Here is a 15,845-nt window from a genome sequence, read left to right as displayed (position 1 = left end):
TTTAGATCCACTGTTGCGTGCCTGGTTGTTAGAGGATATTGGCAGGGGCGATCGCTTTCCTAGCGCATAAATTCTTTATAGACGGCTTATGTGAGTTGGGGTAGCAAAAAAGAAGGGGAAACCACAAGATAAAGCTAACGACACCAAAGCTTGAGGTCTCCCAATGAATATGGTAGACGGTTCAACCCTGTTGACAACAATTTATGTGCTAGTAGATGACTGGTATCAGCAAAAAGGCTATCGTTATGTACCGTTATTGCCAGGACCATCACCGAGATTTACAGATAGTGAGATGAAAACAAAAGTTAGTGGCAATGGATTTTTTCCCATACCCAGGAGAACAGCAGTTTTTAGAGTTTTTCAGGGCAAACTACTTGAGCCTATTTCCGAAACTGTTAGACCAAAGCAGTTCAATCGGCCAGCCAGACGCTTAGAGGGAATGCTTGAAGAATTGAGACGTTTCTGGGTATGAGAGTTGGGCGCAATCTTTGAGCACACCCTATTGTTAGATATAAAACCAGTACCAGTAGTTGGCTACAAACGTGACAAATGCCAAAGTGATTTTACTGCCAGTGCTGATTATAGGTGGTGTACCAGTCGGAAAATGAATTACTTTGGCTACAAATTGGTACTCATCAGTGCCCTGGCCGGAATTCCCCTAGTTTACTCCTTAGTGCCCGCCAGTACTGATGAACGTCTAGCGGCAGAATCAGTTTTAGGCTGCGTTCACGGCTGTCGCATCTTTGCTGACAAAGGATTTATTGGTGGCGAATGGCAGAGCGATATTTGCAAAACCACAGGCAATCAAATTTTCACTCCCAAAAGAGCCAACCAACTTCAACAACAGCCAAAAGCAATTGATAAGTTTATTAAACAGCCTGCGTGAGCGTGTTGAAGGTGTATTTAACGAAGTACAAAATACCGGACGAATTTGGAACGTTTCCTGAGAAAGAAAGTTGACCGTATCTGTGTTCATGTTACCGCTAAAATGACCAGCCATACTCTGCGTATTTTTCTGCGTCAGCGTTTTGATATTGATGTGCTTACTTTTGAACAGCATCCTGTGGCTTAATTCACATAAGGCGTTACTAATAAATATCTATTTCATTATCAGCCCCAGCTCAATGCTTGACTAATTTGCACTGCTAGTTTCAAGGGACGGAAAGGCTTGGCAAAGACAGCAACTATATCTAAGCCAGTAAAGCTTTGTTGATCGGACTCCTGAACTTTAGCAGTTAGTAAAATTACTGAAATTCACTTGGTGATGGGGTTAGCCTTCAGTTGTTACAGAGTGGCACGCCCATTCATATCAGGCATCATCATATCTAGTAAAATGACATCAAGTTTAGAGTTGGCAGCTATATTCAAGGTTTCCCGACCAGAACGAGCAGTCAATACGTTCCAACCAGCACCCATTTCTAATCCCAATTTTGCGATCGCCTGTACTTTTGCCTAAATTAAGTTTGGTAGCAGTATCCCCAATTACTTTCTTTAGACAGTAGCCACTCATCTTCAAGAAGCTGGGATTGACATCAATAAAACGAGCTTCGGAAACTGTGGCGATCGCAATTGGGTTGGGACTAGAGCGAAAAACTTTAGCAAACTTCTCTGTAGAACCTTTAGTTACACTCCAAACTTTATATCCCTGTTCCGTCAGCATGGCAGATAGGAGATTCAGGTTTTCTGGGGTGTCATCAATCACCAGTATGTTTGCTTTGGGAAAGTTGAGTGCTCTTTGGGCAAGCCACAATTTGATAAACATCTATAGCAAAAACTCTACTTTCTCATCGCCGGATATTGTTTTAATACCTGCTGTAGATATTGCCCAGTATAAGACCTGGGATTTTTTGCTACTTCTTCTGGTGTACCTATAGCAATTAATTCTCCGCCTTTGTCGCCACCTTCTGGCCCTAAATCTATCACCCAATCAGAACAACGAATTACATCTAAGTTGTGTTCAATTACTAATATTGAATTGCCTTTATCTACCAATCGTTGCAACACATCTAATAATTTATGGACATCGTAAAAAGATAATCCTGTTGTTGGTTCATCGATTAAATAAAGTGTTTTACCTGTAGCGCGTCGAGATAGTTCTGTTGCCAATTTCACCCGTTGCGCTTCACCACCAGATAAGGTAGTCGCAGGTTGTCCTAATTGGACATAACCCAACCCAACATCAAATAAAGTTTGCAAACGTGCGATCGCTTTGGGAATATTCTGGAAAAAGTCTAAACTTTCCTCAACTGTCATTCTCAGAACATCAGAAATAGACTTATCTTTATACTTCACTTGCAAAGTTTCGCGGTTGTATCTTGCACCTTTACAAATTTCGCATTGCACGTAAACATCTGGGAGAAAGTTCATTTCAATAACATTTACACCCTGTCCGCTACAAGCTTCGCAACGGCCACCTTTAACGTTGAAAGAAAATTGTCCGGGTTTGTAGCCCCTAGCTTTGGCTTCTACTGTTTGGGAAAATACATCTCGAATGGCATCAAAAATTCCTGTGTAAGTTGCAGGGTTAGAACGTGGTGTGCGTCCAATTGGGGATTGATCGATAACGATCGCTTTATCAATCGCATTTAATCCCTGAATTTTATCCAAATGTCTGGGTAAGGGAACTTTCTTAGTTAAATGGTGTTGCAAAGATGGGTACAGTAACTCGTTAATCAGGGTAGATTTCCCAGAACCAGACACACCAGTGATGGAGACGAGTTTACCTAGTGGAATTTCTACATCTATATTTCTTAAATTGTTGCGATGGGCATTTTTAATTCCCAAACTACGCCCATTTCCTTCGCGGCGTTCTGCTGGCGTGTTAATTATCCGTCTTCCTGATAAGTAAGCACCAGTCAAAGAATCTTCTGCCGCTAATAACGCCTGAAAATCACCTTGGGCAATAATATTTCCGCCGTGAATTCCTGCACCGGGGCCAATATCAACTATGTAATTAGCTGCACGAATTGTTTCTTCATCGTGTTCGACGACAATTAATGTATTACCTAAATCGCGCAACTTAGTTAAAGTTTTGAGTAACCTACCATTATCTCGTTGATGCAAACCAATACTTGGTTCATCTAAAACATAGAGAACTCCTGTTAAACCAGAACCAATTTGCGTTGCTAGGCGAATTCGTTGGGCTTCGCCACCAGAAAGGGTCATGGCGGGACGATCGAGGGTGAGGTAATCTAAACCGACATCCAACAAAAATTGCAATCTAGCTTTGATTTCCCTCAGGACTAAATCAGCAATTTGTAACTGGCGATCGCTCAACTTAAATTGCTCAATTCTCTCTCGACAATCCCGAATTGATACTCCAGTTAATTCTAAAATTCCATATTGTCCTAACTTCACCGCCAAAGCTTCCGGTTTTAACCGTTTTCCCTGACAAAGTTCACACGGTTGATCGATCAAATACTGCTCTAATTTTTGCTTAATTAACTCAGAACCACCTTCATATTGCCGTTGCAAAATTGGAATAGTACCTTTAAAATTTTGTTTTTTATCTGTTTTTGTAGTTTCTTCTTTTTCTCCATACAAAATAGTCTGCTGCTGTTCTTCTGTCAGCTTGCTCCAATTTGTCTGTAACTCAAACCCATAAATCTGTCCGACGCTATAGAGTAATTCCAGATAATAAGAATTATCTTTTTCTGACCAAGGAGCGATCGCAGCATAAACTGGCGCTTCCCAGTCGGGTACGATCAAGTCTGGCGCAAATCTTCTTAAAGTCCCAATTCCATGACAGTGCGGACAAGCACCATAAGGTGAGTTAAAGGAGAACAATCGCGGCGATAATTCCTCCATTACCGCGCCATGTTCTGGACAGGCAAAGTTTTCTGAAAATACTAATTCTTCTTCTTTTTCTTGTCCGTCGTCACCAAGCAGACTCACCAGAATGGCTGCAATCCCACCCGATTGCTTGAGACACGTAGACAGGGAATCAACCAAACGTTCCTGAATATCAGCCTTTTTCACCAAGCGGTCAATTACCACTTCGATAGTGTGGGTAATATTTTTATCCAATTCAATGGAATCTGACAGTTCGCGGATCTCTCCATTGATTCGCACGCGGACAAAACCTTGAGATGCCAGACTTGACAAAAGCTTACGGTGTGTGCCCTTTTTCCCCCTGACAACGGGTGCAAGGATTTGGAAGCGGGTGCGGTCTGGTAATTCCATAATGCGATCGCACATCTCATCGATTGTCTGGGGTGCAATACAGCGATCGCATATCGGACAATGGGGTTCGCCAGCCCGACCAAATAACAGCCGCAGATAGTCGTAAATCTCCGTCACTGTACCTACAGTAGAACGGGGGTTATGAGACGTTGACTTTTGGTCAATAGAAATTGCTGGACTTAAACCTTCAATCGCCTCCACATCCGGCTTATCCAGTTGTCCGAGAAATTGCCGTGCGTAAGCGCTGAGGGATTCTACATAGCGACGTTGCCCTTCAGCGAAAATGGTGTTAAAGGCCAGGGAAGACTTACCAGAGCCAGAAACGCCAGTGAATACGATTAGGCGATCGCGTGGCAATTCCAAGTCAATATTTTTCAGATTATGCTGCCTAGCACCCCGAATCCGAATGGTATTCTGGCTGTTGTGGCTGGGGTACGGAAGATGTCCATTCAAGGATGCTGCTAGCTGTTTGTCTGACATATTGGGCGGCGAAGAAGGAGTTTCTGATGAAACAGTCCTTAATAATACTATCTTTAATCTGTTTATAGTAGAACAATCGTACTGTTATAGATAGTTATTACTCCAGATTCATGCCGCAGACATCTTTAAGAGTCTGCTAATTTGGAAGCATCCCGATTAAATATCCTTCTGAGGGCCAAGCTATGGTATCGCAAATCCAACCGCCGACGCAGCCAAAGGTCATCTACCCAGATAGTGACGGACAACCAGTGGCTAATAATACCATACAATTTGGCTGGATTGTAGAAATTAAGCAGAATATAGAGTGGCTATTTGCTGACGATCCAAATGTATTTGTTGCGGGGGATTTGTTTTGGTATCCGGTAGAGGGACGCAATAAAATTGTTAACGCCCCAGATGTGATGGTGGTATTAGGTAGACCAAAAGGCGATCGCTTGTGCTACCAACAATGGAAAGAAGAGGGAGTTGCACCACAGGTGGTGTTTGAAATTCTTTCTCCCAGCAACACTCAAACTGAAATGGACAAGAAATTACTGTTCTACGATCGCTATGGCGTGGAAGAGTACTACATTTACGATCCAGATCGCAATAATTTACATGGATGGTTACGTGGTGAAGATGGGTTAGATGTCATCCCTCAAATGGAAGATTGGGTAAGTCCTCAATTAAAAATTCGCTTTGCTCCATTACCAGAGGGTTTGCAGTTATATCGTCCTGACGGAGAACGGTTTTTAACTTATACAGAAATTTCTCGCAACGCCGAGCAAGAACGGCAACGGGCTGAACAAGAACGGCAACGGGCGGAACTTGCAGAACAAGCCACAAGAGATGCCATACCCCGATTATTGCAAATGAATTTGAGTATCGAACAGATTGCCCAAGCTTTGGGATTGTCAGTGGAAGAAGTGCAAACCCTTGCTCAGGAGTAACGCCGTGTGCAATTTTTTAATCGGGCTATTAGAAATTAAAGTTGTACTTGAAATATTCTGATTATGCTAGCGAATGCAGCCACCCATCAAGTTACCTGGGAAAAGTTACCTGATGATTTTGTTTTAGACAACAAGCCAGTGGATAACATTAATCAGCCACTCTTGGCTGCTGCTTTAACAGAAAGCTTGGAACTTGCTGGCAGATTACCCACCGATGCTTTAACCATTACTAACTACGGTATCTGCGCCACCTTGAATAATCGATTCGTGGTCAAAGCCCCAGATTGGGCTTATGTATCATCTATTCGAGTCTCACGAGAAGAAGTGAAGCGCAGTTATACGCCACGACTCCAAGGTGATATTCCGGTAATTGTGATGGAATTTCTCTCAGATACAGAAGGTGGAGAGTATTCGAGTAAACCAACCTATCCCCCTGGTAAATGGTTTTATTATGAGCAGATTTTACAAGTGCCAAACTATGCCATTTTTGACCCAGACGGCGGAGTTTTAGAAGTTTATCGGAGAGATAATTTAGGACATTATGAACTGCAAACACCAGATGCAAATAATCGTCACTGGATTGCCGAAATGAACTTGTTTTTAGGTGTATGGCAGGGAAGCCGAGAAAACCGCACAGGTTATTGGTTACGTTGGTGGGATGATAACGGCGAACTATTACTGTGGGGTTTGGAGTTAGCAGTAAAAGAACGGCAAGAGAAAAACGCTGCTCAACAGCTTGCAGAACAAGAACGCCAGCGTGCAGAACAAGAAAGTCAGCGTGCAGAGAGATTGGCCGCTCAGTTAAAAGCGCTGGGAGTAGAACCGGAGGTTTAACTCAGAACTTCGACCTTTTTGCTCGGTCATTGGTGTTCGGAACTCGGAAGTTCGACCTTTTTGCTCGGTCATTGGTGTTCGGAACTCGGAAGTTCGACCTTTTTGCTCGGTCATTGGTGTTCAGAACTCGGAAGTTCGACCTTTTTGCTCGGTCATTGGTGTTCGGAACTCGGAACTTCGACCTTTTTACTCGGCGATTCGTGTTCGGAACTCGGAAGTTCGACCTTTTTGCTCGGCGATTCGTGTTCGGAACTCGAAACGCCGAGATCAGAACTGCGATCGCATCTTTAATTTACCAAGCGATGTCTACGACGGGCTATTCGGCGTCGCCTTTGGCTTTACATTTAAGCTTAGAATCACTGCAAAAATTAGGTTATAAAGTGCGATCGCATCTCTAATTTACCAAGCGATCGCCTTTAGCTCTACATTTAAGCTTAGAATTACTGCAAAAATTAGGTTATAAAGTGCGATCGCATCTCTAATTTACCAAGCGATCGCCTTTAGCTCTACATTTAAGCTTAGAATTACTGCAAAAATTAGGTTATAAAGTGCGATCGCATTTCTAATTTACCAAGCGATCGCCATTATGAATATTAAAAGGCGATCGCTTCCTTATCCCCCTCATCTCCCTCATCTCCCTACCGCCCCGGACACACCTTAACCGCATCAGAATGGCTAGCCAAATAACCCTTTAGCCAACTGCAACCCTGCGCTAATAAATCATCAAGATTCAGATTCCACAATTTGATCGTCTTGTCACCACTGGCGGAAGCTAAAGTTTTGCCATCCGGGCTGAAGACGACGCTGTTGACCGCAGCGCTATGCCCAGTCAGGGTGGTAATTTCTTTGCCCGTGTCCCGATTCCACAATTTGATGGTGTTGTCATCACTGGCGGAAGCTAAAGTTTTGCCATCCGGGCTGAAGACGACGCTGATGACCCAATCGCTATGCCCAGTCAGGGTGGTAATTTCTTTGCCTGTGTCCGGATTCCACAATTTGATCGTCTTGTCACCACTGGCGGAAGCTAAAGTTTTGCCATCCGGGCTGAAGACGACGCTGTTGACCGCAGCGCTATGCCCAGTCAGGGTGGTAATTTCTTTGCCCGTGTCCCGATTCCACAATTTGATGGTGTTGTCACGACTGGCGGAAGCTAAAGTTTTGCCATCCGGGCTGAAGACGACGCTGTTGACCGCAGCGCTATGCCCAGTCAGGGTGGTAATTTCTTTGCCCGTGTCCCGATTCCACAATTTGATCGTCTTGTCACGACTGGCGGAAGCTAAAGTTTTGCCATCCGGGCTGAAGACGACGCTGATGACCCAATCGCTATGCCCAGTCAGGGTAGTAATTTCTTTGCCTGTGTCCCGATTCCACAATTTGATCGTCTTGTCATAACTGGCGGAAGCTAAAGTTTTGCCATCCGGGCTGAAGACGACGCTGTTGACCGCAGCGCTATGCCCAGTCAGGGTGGTAATTTCTTTGCCCGTGTCCCGATTCCACAATTTGATCGTCTTGTCATAACTGGCGGAAGCTAAAGTTTTGCCATCCGGGCTGAAGACGACGCTGTTGACCGCAGCGCTATGCCCAGTCAGGGTGGTAATTTCTTTGCCCGTGTCCCGATTCCACAATTTGATCGTCTTGTCACGACTGGCGGAAGCTAAAGTTTTGCCATCCGGGCTGAAGACGACGCTGTTGACCGCAGCGCTATGCCCAGTCAGGGTGGTAATTTCTTTGCCCGTGTCCCGATTCCACAATTTGATCGTCTTGTCACGACTGGCGGAAGCTAAAGTTTTGCCATCCGGGCTGAAGACGACGCTGTTGACCGCAGCGCTATGCCCAGTCAGGGTGGTAATTTCTTTGCCCGTGTCCCGATTCCACAATTTGATCGTCTTGTCAAGACTGGCGGAAGCTAAAGTTTTGCCATCCGGGCTGAAGACGACACTGATGACCGAATCGCTATGCCCTTCCAGACGATTTTGTTCGCGAATATTTAGCAGAATATTCTGTAAATTAAACAAAGGACTATAAGCAGGATAATCTGCTAGAGATTTTTGATCCTTGACCAGAGTTTTTAGTTCTTCCGCACTCTGCACTGCTAACAGCAGTCCCTCTATTTCCCTTGAAGGTACAAACTCCCGCAATGCAGCGGTTCCGTCTCGTTCCAATCGCGTAGCTATTAAAGCAATTTTTCTGTCTGCATCTGCCTTTTTTAGTTCCTCAAGAGAAGTTTTACGGCCATTGACTGCCGCATTCAGAGCAGTTTGAGCTATTTGTAATTGTTGTTGCGCCTGCTGTTGTTCTTGCCTTGCCCGATTTAAATCTGCAACAGCTTTTTCACGTTGCTGTTGTGCCTCTTGTCGTTGTTGAATTGCTTGATTTGCCTGTACTTCAGCTTGACTAGCCTTTGCGCTAGCTGCTGCCACTTTGTTTTGGGCTAATTTCAAGTTTTGCTGTGCCTGATTCACTTCGACATTTGCAGCATTCAGTTTTGAAGTTGCGTTACCAAGATTCTGTTTTGCCTGTGCTGCCTGTTCCGATATCCGTTTATTTTCAGCTGATATACGCTGATTATCTTGCTTGGTTGCTGCGGTTTCTGTCCTCGCGTTTTTTAACTGTCTCTGGGCGTTATTTGTTTCTGCCTTAGCTAATTCTGCCACTGCGATCGCATTCCTGGATGCCTGAAGACTTAGTTGAGTAACTATAAATGATGCTACCGCCCCCACCAGAGCAAAACCTAACACTACAGAGCCAATACGAATCTGTTGATTAGCTTTGTGGTTCGCCTCTGCTAAAACTTACTTTGCCTGTTCCTCTGCTTCCAGCCTTTTCTGCACATCACGCTTTTCCAACTCTTGGCTAGCAGCTAAAAACTGATAGTCCAAATCACTCAAACTTTTACCAACTGCCCATTCTTGGGCATCGTGTAAAGTCTTTCCCCGCAACAAGCGCGACTCATCTTGACGTTCAAACTCTACCCAGGCATTAAATGTATCGGAGTAAGGGCGCAACTTTGCTAAAATCTTGTTGCACCATTCCTGTTTAAACACCTCCTTATATATACGGTTATAAATTTGCAGCTTCCCCTCCCGCTTCACCACCAAACCCGTCAACCGCAGTTGCGTTTGTTCAGGACTATCATCAGCTACTATCTCTCCCTGCTGCAAATGCTGATACAACCCCAACAATCGCCCAGTCCTCTGTTCCCCACTCTGCAAAATTCTGTCACGAATCGTCTTCAAATGCTCCGGCTCATCTTGCGTCTCCCAATTCTCAATAATCCGCCTTCTTACCACCCCTGCCACCAACCCCTGAATTTGGGATTTCTCCTCGTCTGCACAAGACGCGACGCCAGTCGCTACAACGGGGGAAACCCCCGCAACGCGCTGGCTCATAAATCGCGTCTCTACAGGGCATTCCTCAATTAACAACTTACAAACTTTTTGCGTCAAAAACGGCTGTCCTCCCGTCCAATCCAGCACCGCCGCCATTGCCTCTTGAGAATCACCCAGTTCTGCCAAACCCTGCGCCAAGGGTTGCGCCTCTTGCAGTTGAAAGCCGGTTAAATCAATTGCCTGTCCAATATTAAAAGGTGTCCGGCGTTTGTCTTGAATTAAATCTGAAGGTGTAGATACGCCAATTAAAGCAAAGGTGAGGCGGTTATATTCAGGATGGTCTGCTCGTCGGTTATAACAATCGCGGATAACGGCAAAAAAGTCATCCAAGTTGAATGAAAGACTCAGAACGCTGTCAATTTCATCAATAAAAATAACAATATTTTCAGTAATTGTTTTTAATAAAATTGTTTCAATAAACTTGCTCAAGTGCTGCACTGGTGAAAGCAACCCGTTATCAATCCACCAAGTATCTAAATCAAAAGTTGTATAAATATTCAAACTTCCCACCAGAGTATCAATCACCCCGGCATACCACTGTTCTGGGGTAATATCTGCCGTTCCAATAGCTGTAATATCAACAGCAGCACAAGCAAATCCCTCAGTTTGCAACTGCTGCATTACCTGCACCCGCAAGCTAGATTTCCCCATCTGCCGGGAATTGAGGACATAACAAAAATCCCCAGCCTTCAAGCCTTCATAGAGGTCATCGTCAGCTTGCCGTCTAACATAAGTTGGTGCATTTTGAGGAAGACTACCACCGACTTGATATTGGTACTGGATCATAAACAATTCCAAATTTAAGTTGCGCTTCCAGCGCACCAAAGGTGCGACTCAAAATTCAAAATTATGAAATACAACCTGAGTTCAATAAACCTCTCCCTGCCTTGAACTAAAGTTCAAGTCTATTCCTCTCCAATTCGGAGAGAGACGGTTTTACGTAGTAAAACCAGGGAGAGGTCATAATTACAAATTACAAATTACGAATTAAACCAGCTAGATGTTTTAACACTTTTACGACAGTATATAAGTCATCCCCACGATTAAGCGACAGTGTGTAAGATAAGGCATATCTCGGTGTACTCTGTTTCGTCAACTTAATAAATTGAAATTCACTACCATTGGTGATAAACCCAAAAACAGGTTTAGCCGAAGTTGCATCTGCCAACATATAAGCCAATGCTTGTGGAATTGCTGGCACTAATGAGTAATCTGCTCGTTTTGCCTCAATTACGAGAACCCAAAGTGGAGGATGGAACACCAAAATATCAATACGTCCTCTAATAATTGTGCCTTCGTCTTCAGAAGAAATTCTGACCTCTTGTTCCGACGTGATGTAGAAAGGCGGTTGATAAAAACCTGCTAGACGCAATATTGGAGATAGCACCACCATTTTGACTACAGGTTCTAAAATAGGATATTTCGATAGATGCAAATATTCTGCCTTTACTTCGTTGAGAGATTGCTTTTCTAAATCACTCAACTCAGGTAAATCTTGCTGCCACTCTGAAAAAAAATGTTCGTCGTCTGCAAGTTGTAGACCAAATTGATCGATGAGTTGGGCTAAGGTTATATCTCTTCCTTGAATAAATTGAACCATTGTTAATCCTTTTTGTTAAATGCTAATTGGAGATGAAAGTTCTATTGCACTCCTAATATAGTTTTTTAATTTTTCAACCCCAAGCGATCGCAAAAATATTGACGATACAATTCACACAGAGGTATCACTTCATTGCCTTGAAACTTAACTAACCCCATACTGCGGAGTTTAAACGCTTGAGTTGTGCCTACATCCACGGCGCGATTTGCCATCATCACTTGTTTGACCGCAGCTAGCAATTCTCCATCCTCTTGCAAATTCAGCCAATGGCGGCGTAAATGGTCACTGTAAGGGCCTTCTTCAGTTGCAGCGATTTTTTGCAGATTTTCCAGCGTCATCCGACCACGGGCAATTTCATAAAGCGCTACCCGCACTAAATAAGGATGACCACCCACCAGTGTCATTAATTCTTCAATTTGTGAGTTAGACCAATTGAGGCTGTGAAGCTGTACCAAGTTTTGTACTTGTATTTGATTTAAGTCTGGCAACTCAATGGGTAAACCTACATTAAAAGGCGACTGATTTATATTGAGTGGGATATAAACTTCTTTAGAATGCACAATCACCAACCGGAGATTTTTCCAAACAGTCTCATTCTTTGACCGCTCATGCCAAGCTCGTAGTAATCCAAAAAAATCAGCCGCAATCTTGGGATGCTTGAAGACTTCATCGACTTCATCCAAACCCAAAGCTACAGGGCAATTAATGGCGGGTAATAAATACCGTTGAAAGTAATTTGTACATTTATTCTTGCTACCTAAAACACCCTTCCAATACTCGCCTAACTTATCTGGTAGATTCAGTTCATAAGTAATGCTGGCACAGAACCACTGTAAAAACTGATCTAAATTAGCGAGAAATTCTGCATCGGCTGACTGGAAATTTACACGTGCAGTCTTATAACCGTTTTGACTAGCATGATGGAGAACCCGCGACATCAGCGAAGTTTTGCCCATCTGCCGGGGAGCTTTGATGCGAATTAAGGCCCCTGGTTGAAGAATCGCTTCATAACAGTCTACCTCAAGAGGCGATCGCTCGACATAGAAAGCAGAGTTTAGAGATACCTGCCCTTCTGGATTTTCTAAGGAGACTGCTGATTTTATCTCGGTATCTGAAATAGTTTCGTTAGCAGAGATATTACCTTGGGGATGGTTCCGACTTTTCAGCACTGGGGTCGAAGACTCTGGAATACTTTCTAAGTCAATAGCGCTACAGCCAAACTCGTAAGCATCCTCATAAGACCTATCAGCGCCTAGTGCATCATAAAAGCCTACCGCGAATTTAATTGCCGCGCGATCGCCAATTGCCCGATTCATCCCAACCACGCAGTTAATGTGTTGGTAAATTGCCTCAGCTTGCACCTCGCTATAACAAGCATTTAATAATATACACTCAACTTTGTCTTTAAATAACTTAAATAACCTTGCCAGTGACTCTGTACTCACCAGCTGCATTTGCCCTGTATTATTTTCCAAAGCTAAACCTTGATTTCCTCCACCATGTCCAGAAAAATGGATGATATGAGGATTATGATCTAAAAGCGCACGCCGCAAATCGTCAGGCCGCACCGCCCATTTAGTAATCAGTTCAAACTTATCTCGGCTGCGAGAGCGTTGCAACCCTGACTGAATTTCCCTTACTTCCTCGTCCAAGCGGAGTTTGGCTGTCGTTGTGGGATTAGCTGACACAATCAGGATTTTTTTCACAGCGCTATCAACTATTAAATGCAGGCTTTTGACTTAGATGTAGTTTACTACAGCAGATAACTAGACAATTACTGATAGCACGTTACCGTTAACGAGCCTTTTCGCTTCATTAATGAGTCTTTTAGCTCCATTAATGAGCCTTTGAACTCCATTAATGAGTCTTTTAGCTCCATTAATGAGCCTTTGAACTCCATTAATGAGTCTTTTAGCTCCATTAATGAGCCTTTGAACTCCATTAATGAGCCTTTGAACTCCATTAATGAGCCTTTGAACTCCATTAATGAGCCTTTGAACTCCATTAATGAGCCTTTGAACTCCATTAATGAGCCTTTGATACTCATGCAAATTCCAGCAAATTTTACAAGCGTGGAATATACATAATTGTAGGGGCACAATATATTGTGCCCCTACGCGTGTAGTCTATTCAATTGAAAACTGCTGTAATCCTTAGCCAGATGCAACCTAATTAATCTTAATTTCCGATTTTTTCTTGGCAACTTGAGCTTAAATCCAAGCTTTGACATTCTCTAGCTTCCAGCAATTGCCTAACCGTATTACCAGGCTGACAACTCATCAAAGTTCCTGCAACCGCAGCTAATGTAACAACAGTAGCTAGTCCCAACAAAGTGGTTCGTTTTCTAGGTTTGATTGTACTGATGAAATTATCTAACCCAGTTGCACTACCAACAACCTCAATTGGCTCAAGTGCTTTTAAAGCAATAGCCGCATTAGCATAGCGACGTTTTCGGTTACGTTCCACCATTTTCATCAACCACCATCGGAAACGGGGACTGATTTGAGGAACTAATTGCTGGAAATTAAAGCGATAGTTATCATCAATTAATTTGCCAATCTCAACAGAACGGGTATTAGTAAGTAAGCAAATTAGTGTTACTCCTAAACTATATAAATCTGATGCCTCTGTCAGAGAATAACCAAACTGTTCTTCTGGTGGCATAAAACCTGGGGTTCCGGCTATAAAGCTGCTCAGAGCTACTTTCGCACCCTGTATTCTAGCCAACCCAAAATCAACCAGGTAAGCATTTAGTTCTTCATCAACCAAAATATTCTCTGGCTTAATATCCCGATGAATAATTGGGGGAAGTTGCTTTTGCAGATAAACCAAAATTTCTAAGATTGACAGAGCAATTTGCTTAATTTCTTCAGGATGAAAGCTGCGTTTTAATCCCAAGGATGGGGCATTTTTATATTCCTGTACCAAATAAAAAGCCCCTGGCATTTCAAAGGAATCTATATAGCGAGGAATGCGGGAATGATTTAGTTGCTGCAAGATTTCAATTTCGCGCTGATATGCTTTCACACCTGATAAATCAGCACCTGCACGAGCAAAACAAAACTCTTTAATTACCACCTGTTGATTAGAGTTGAGGATATTAGCTAGATAAGTAATCCGTCCCCCTTCTCGGTTGCGTCCTAGTTCGCTGATGACTTGATAGCCAAGTTCTGAAAAATCTGGATGGTGATTTAAGGGAATTACCCTTTTATCTCCATTACGCACATCAAGCTCCATTTCACACACCATACGAGTTTGATTTTGTCAAGGCGCAATTCAAAGATTAAGATCCACTCACCCAGATTGTTAGCCCCATTTTTACCTTGCTTGGGCTAATACATATCGGCAGAAAGGCGAAATTATTACTTTTGCGCTAGCCAATCGACAATCTGGGCATTGACAACATCTGGAACCTCATCGTGAGGACAATGACCGGCATTGGGAATGGGAACAATTTTGATATCTTTGCCATTCTCCCGCGCCTTTTCGTAAATCTTAGCCCCGGTAATTGGTGTCCAGGGATCGTCAGCACCCCAAATTACTAATAAAGGACATTCTACTTTCGGCAAAAGTTCCTCTGGACTGGGGCCAGGAGGAGCTGTGAGAATGGAGGCGAAGACTTGTTGCGCTCCTGGGTCGCAAGAGGGAATATAAAGTAAATCGACTAATTCATCGGTGACGGCTTCACGGTTTCGGTAAACTTGGTAAAGAGTCCGGCGAATTTGGGCTTTTTGGCGGATGCGGTTAAAGACCAATTTACCTGTAATTTGCGATCGCACAAACCGATTAAAAGTTGCCATCACCATCCGTAGTGGCGGGTTCAATTCGTGGGGACGATGACTCAAACCACCCGCAGAGTTAATTAAAATACCGCCAGCAGCAATTTCTGGATGTTCTACCAGTACTATTAAGCTCAGAAGTGCGCCAATGGAGTTGCCAATAAATATAGCAGGTTCCTGGATGTGTGCTGTACAAAAATCTTTCAGCAGTTCCACCCAAACTTCTACACTGTAATCAATAAGCGCTTTATCGGAACCACCAAAACCTAAAAGGTCTATGGCAAATACCTGGTAGCCAGCATTAGCTAAGACTGGGATATTCTTGCGCCAGTGTCCAATGGAAGCACCAAAGCCGTGAACCAGTACCAAAGGGCGTCCTGTACCCATGACAGTGTACTGAATTTTGTAGCCCTGCCAAGTCCAAAAGAATTTCTCAAAGGCGTCTTGGGTTGTAAGCTGTTGTGTAGTTACAGTCATTATTAAGATTAATAAAGTCTTTCTTCAAATATACTAATGTTCTCTGACATAAAATGAAGTTTGAACAAAATGCTATTTTGAAATCAGTTCCAGTTGAGTTAAAGTCTTTGCCCTATAACCTATTTTGAATTGGAGCGTACCCCTTTGGGGAAGCAAGCTACGCGCAGCGTCTCGG

14 protein-coding genes and 1 pseudogene are annotated in these 15,845 nt (G+C 43.5%); 5 read left to right on the top strand and 10 right to left on the bottom strand.

Features of this window, described 5'->3' with window-relative positions; all coding sequences use genetic code 11:
- Positions 1–163 precede the first annotated feature (163 nt).
- The gene (locus HWQ58_RS00805; RefSeq protein WP_292856635.1) at positions 164–472 is read left to right on the top strand and encodes a hypothetical protein; all 309 of its coding nucleotides are present in this window, start codon (positions 164–166) and stop codon (positions 470–472) included.
- 30 nt (positions 473–502) lie between these two features.
- Positions 503–886 carry a transposase gene (locus HWQ58_RS00800; protein ID WP_292856633.1) on the top strand — a complete coding sequence of 128 codons (384 nt, stop codon included), beginning with the start codon at positions 503–505 and terminating at the stop codon, positions 884–886.
- 224 nt (positions 887–1,110) lie between these two features.
- Here HWQ58_RS00800 and HWQ58_RS00795 read toward each other — a convergent pair.
- From HWQ58_RS00795 to uvrA, 3 genes and pseudogenes are all read right to left on the bottom strand, one after another.
- A pseudogene (locus tag HWQ58_RS00795) lies at positions 1,111–1,416 on the bottom strand (response regulator).
- A complete protein-coding gene (locus HWQ58_RS00790; RefSeq protein WP_292856631.1) occupies positions 1,346–1,762 on the bottom strand; it encodes a PAS domain-containing protein in 417 nt (138 codons plus the stop codon). The pseudogene HWQ58_RS00795 and the gene HWQ58_RS00790 overlap by 71 nt, the downstream one beginning before the upstream one ends.
- A 14-nt stretch (positions 1,763–1,776) precedes the next feature.
- Positions 1,777–4,662 carry an excinuclease ABC subunit UvrA gene (gene uvrA / locus HWQ58_RS00785; RefSeq protein ID WP_292856629.1) on the bottom strand — a complete coding sequence of 962 codons (2,886 nt, stop codon included), beginning with the start codon at positions 4,660–4,662 and terminating at the stop codon, positions 1,777–1,779.
- 182 nt (positions 4,663–4,844) lie between these two features.
- Between uvrA and HWQ58_RS00780 the strand changes: the two genes are divergently transcribed.
- From HWQ58_RS00780 to HWQ58_RS00770, 3 genes are all read left to right on the top strand, one after another.
- On the top strand, positions 4,845–5,591 hold the full coding sequence (locus HWQ58_RS00780) for a Uma2 family endonuclease (protein WP_292856627.1): 747 nt from the start codon (positions 4,845–4,847) through the stop codon (positions 5,589–5,591).
- Between the two features lie 63 nt (positions 5,592–5,654).
- Positions 5,655–6,425 (top strand): Uma2 family endonuclease, encoded by a 771-nt coding sequence (locus tag HWQ58_RS00775; protein WP_292856625.1) that lies wholly within the window; start codon positions 5,655–5,657, stop codon positions 6,423–6,425.
- 242 nt (positions 6,426–6,667) lie between these two features.
- A complete protein-coding gene (locus tag HWQ58_RS00770; protein ID WP_292856623.1) occupies positions 6,668–6,823 on the top strand; it encodes a hypothetical protein in 156 nt (51 codons plus the stop codon).
- A 240-nt stretch (positions 6,824–7,063) separates the two neighbouring features.
- Here HWQ58_RS00770 and HWQ58_RS00765 read toward each other — a convergent pair whose 3' ends face one another.
- The 7 genes from HWQ58_RS00765 to HWQ58_RS00735 all read right to left on the bottom strand — a co-directional run bounded on the left by HWQ58_RS00765 (position 7,064) and on the right by HWQ58_RS00735 (position 15,670).
- Positions 7,064–9,163, bottom strand: a complete 2,100-nt coding sequence (locus HWQ58_RS00765; RefSeq protein WP_366837118.1) for a hypothetical protein — start codon at positions 9,161–9,163, stop codon at positions 7,064–7,066.
- 54 nt (positions 9,164–9,217) lie between these two features.
- On the bottom strand, positions 9,218–10,600 hold the full coding sequence (locus HWQ58_RS00760; protein WP_292856621.1) for an AAA-like domain-containing protein: 1,383 nt from the start codon (positions 10,598–10,600) through the stop codon (positions 9,218–9,220).
- Positions 10,601–10,787: 187 nt separating this feature from the next.
- Positions 10,788–11,414, bottom strand: coding sequence for a type I restriction enzyme HsdR N-terminal domain-containing protein (locus HWQ58_RS00755; protein WP_292856620.1), 627 nt, complete (start codon positions 11,412–11,414; stop codon positions 10,788–10,790).
- Between the two features lie 65 nt (positions 11,415–11,479).
- Entirely contained in the window at positions 11,480–13,120 is a 1,641-nt protein-coding gene (locus HWQ58_RS00750) for an AAA-like domain-containing protein (RefSeq protein ID WP_292856618.1), read from the bottom strand.
- Between the two features lie 68 nt (positions 13,121–13,188).
- Entirely contained in the window at positions 13,189–13,461 is a 273-nt protein-coding gene (locus HWQ58_RS00745; protein ID WP_292856616.1) for a hypothetical protein, read from the bottom strand.
- A gap of 131 nt (positions 13,462–13,592) precedes the next feature.
- Positions 13,593–14,651, bottom strand: coding sequence for a serine/threonine-protein kinase (locus HWQ58_RS00740; RefSeq protein WP_292856614.1), 1,059 nt, complete (start codon positions 14,649–14,651; stop codon positions 13,593–13,595).
- A gap of 125 nt (positions 14,652–14,776) precedes the next feature.
- Positions 14,777–15,670, bottom strand: a complete 894-nt coding sequence (locus HWQ58_RS00735) for an alpha/beta fold hydrolase (protein ID WP_292856612.1) — start codon at positions 15,668–15,670, stop codon at positions 14,777–14,779.
- Positions 15,671–15,845: the final 175 nt, after the last annotated feature.

The sequence above is a fragment of the Nostoc sp. LPT genome (genome assembly GCF_017115165.1).
GTDB lineage: Bacteria > Cyanobacteriota > Cyanobacteriia > Cyanobacteriales > Nostocaceae > Nostoc.
This window is presented reverse-complemented; position numbering and strand designations above follow the sequence as displayed.

Excerpts from the sequence above, each read along its gene's own strand:
- HWQ58_RS00805 (WP_292856635.1), top strand. The coding sequence starts at position 164 with ATGAATATGGTAGACGGTTCAACCCTGTTGACAACAATTTATGTGCTA.
- HWQ58_RS00790 (WP_292856631.1), bottom strand. The coding sequence starts at position 1,762 with ATGTTTATCAAATTGTGGCTTGCCCAAAGAGCACTCAACTTTCCCAAA.
- uvrA (WP_292856629.1), bottom strand. The coding sequence starts at position 4,662 with ATGTCAGACAAACAGCTAGCAGCATCCTTGAATGGACATCTTCCGTAC.
- HWQ58_RS00780 (WP_292856627.1), top strand. The coding sequence starts at position 4,845 with ATGGTATCGCAAATCCAACCGCCGACGCAGCCAAAGGTCATCTACCCA.
- HWQ58_RS00775 (WP_292856625.1), top strand. The coding sequence starts at position 5,655 with ATGCTAGCGAATGCAGCCACCCATCAAGTTACCTGGGAAAAGTTACCT.
- HWQ58_RS00760 (WP_292856621.1), bottom strand. The coding sequence starts at position 10,600 with ATGATCCAGTACCAATATCAAGTCGGTGGTAGTCTTCCTCAAAATGCA.
- HWQ58_RS00755 (WP_292856620.1), bottom strand. The coding sequence starts at position 11,414 with ATGGTTCAATTTATTCAAGGAAGAGATATAACCTTAGCCCAACTCATC.
- HWQ58_RS00745 (WP_292856616.1), bottom strand. The coding sequence starts at position 13,461 with ATGAGTATCAAAGGCTCATTAATGGAGTTCAAAGGCTCATTAATGGAG.
- HWQ58_RS00740 (WP_292856614.1), bottom strand. The coding sequence starts at position 14,651 with ATGGAGCTTGATGTGCGTAATGGAGATAAAAGGGTAATTCCCTTAAAT.
- HWQ58_RS00735 (WP_292856612.1), bottom strand. The coding sequence starts at position 15,670 with ATGACTGTAACTACACAACAGCTTACAACCCAAGACGCCTTTGAGAAA.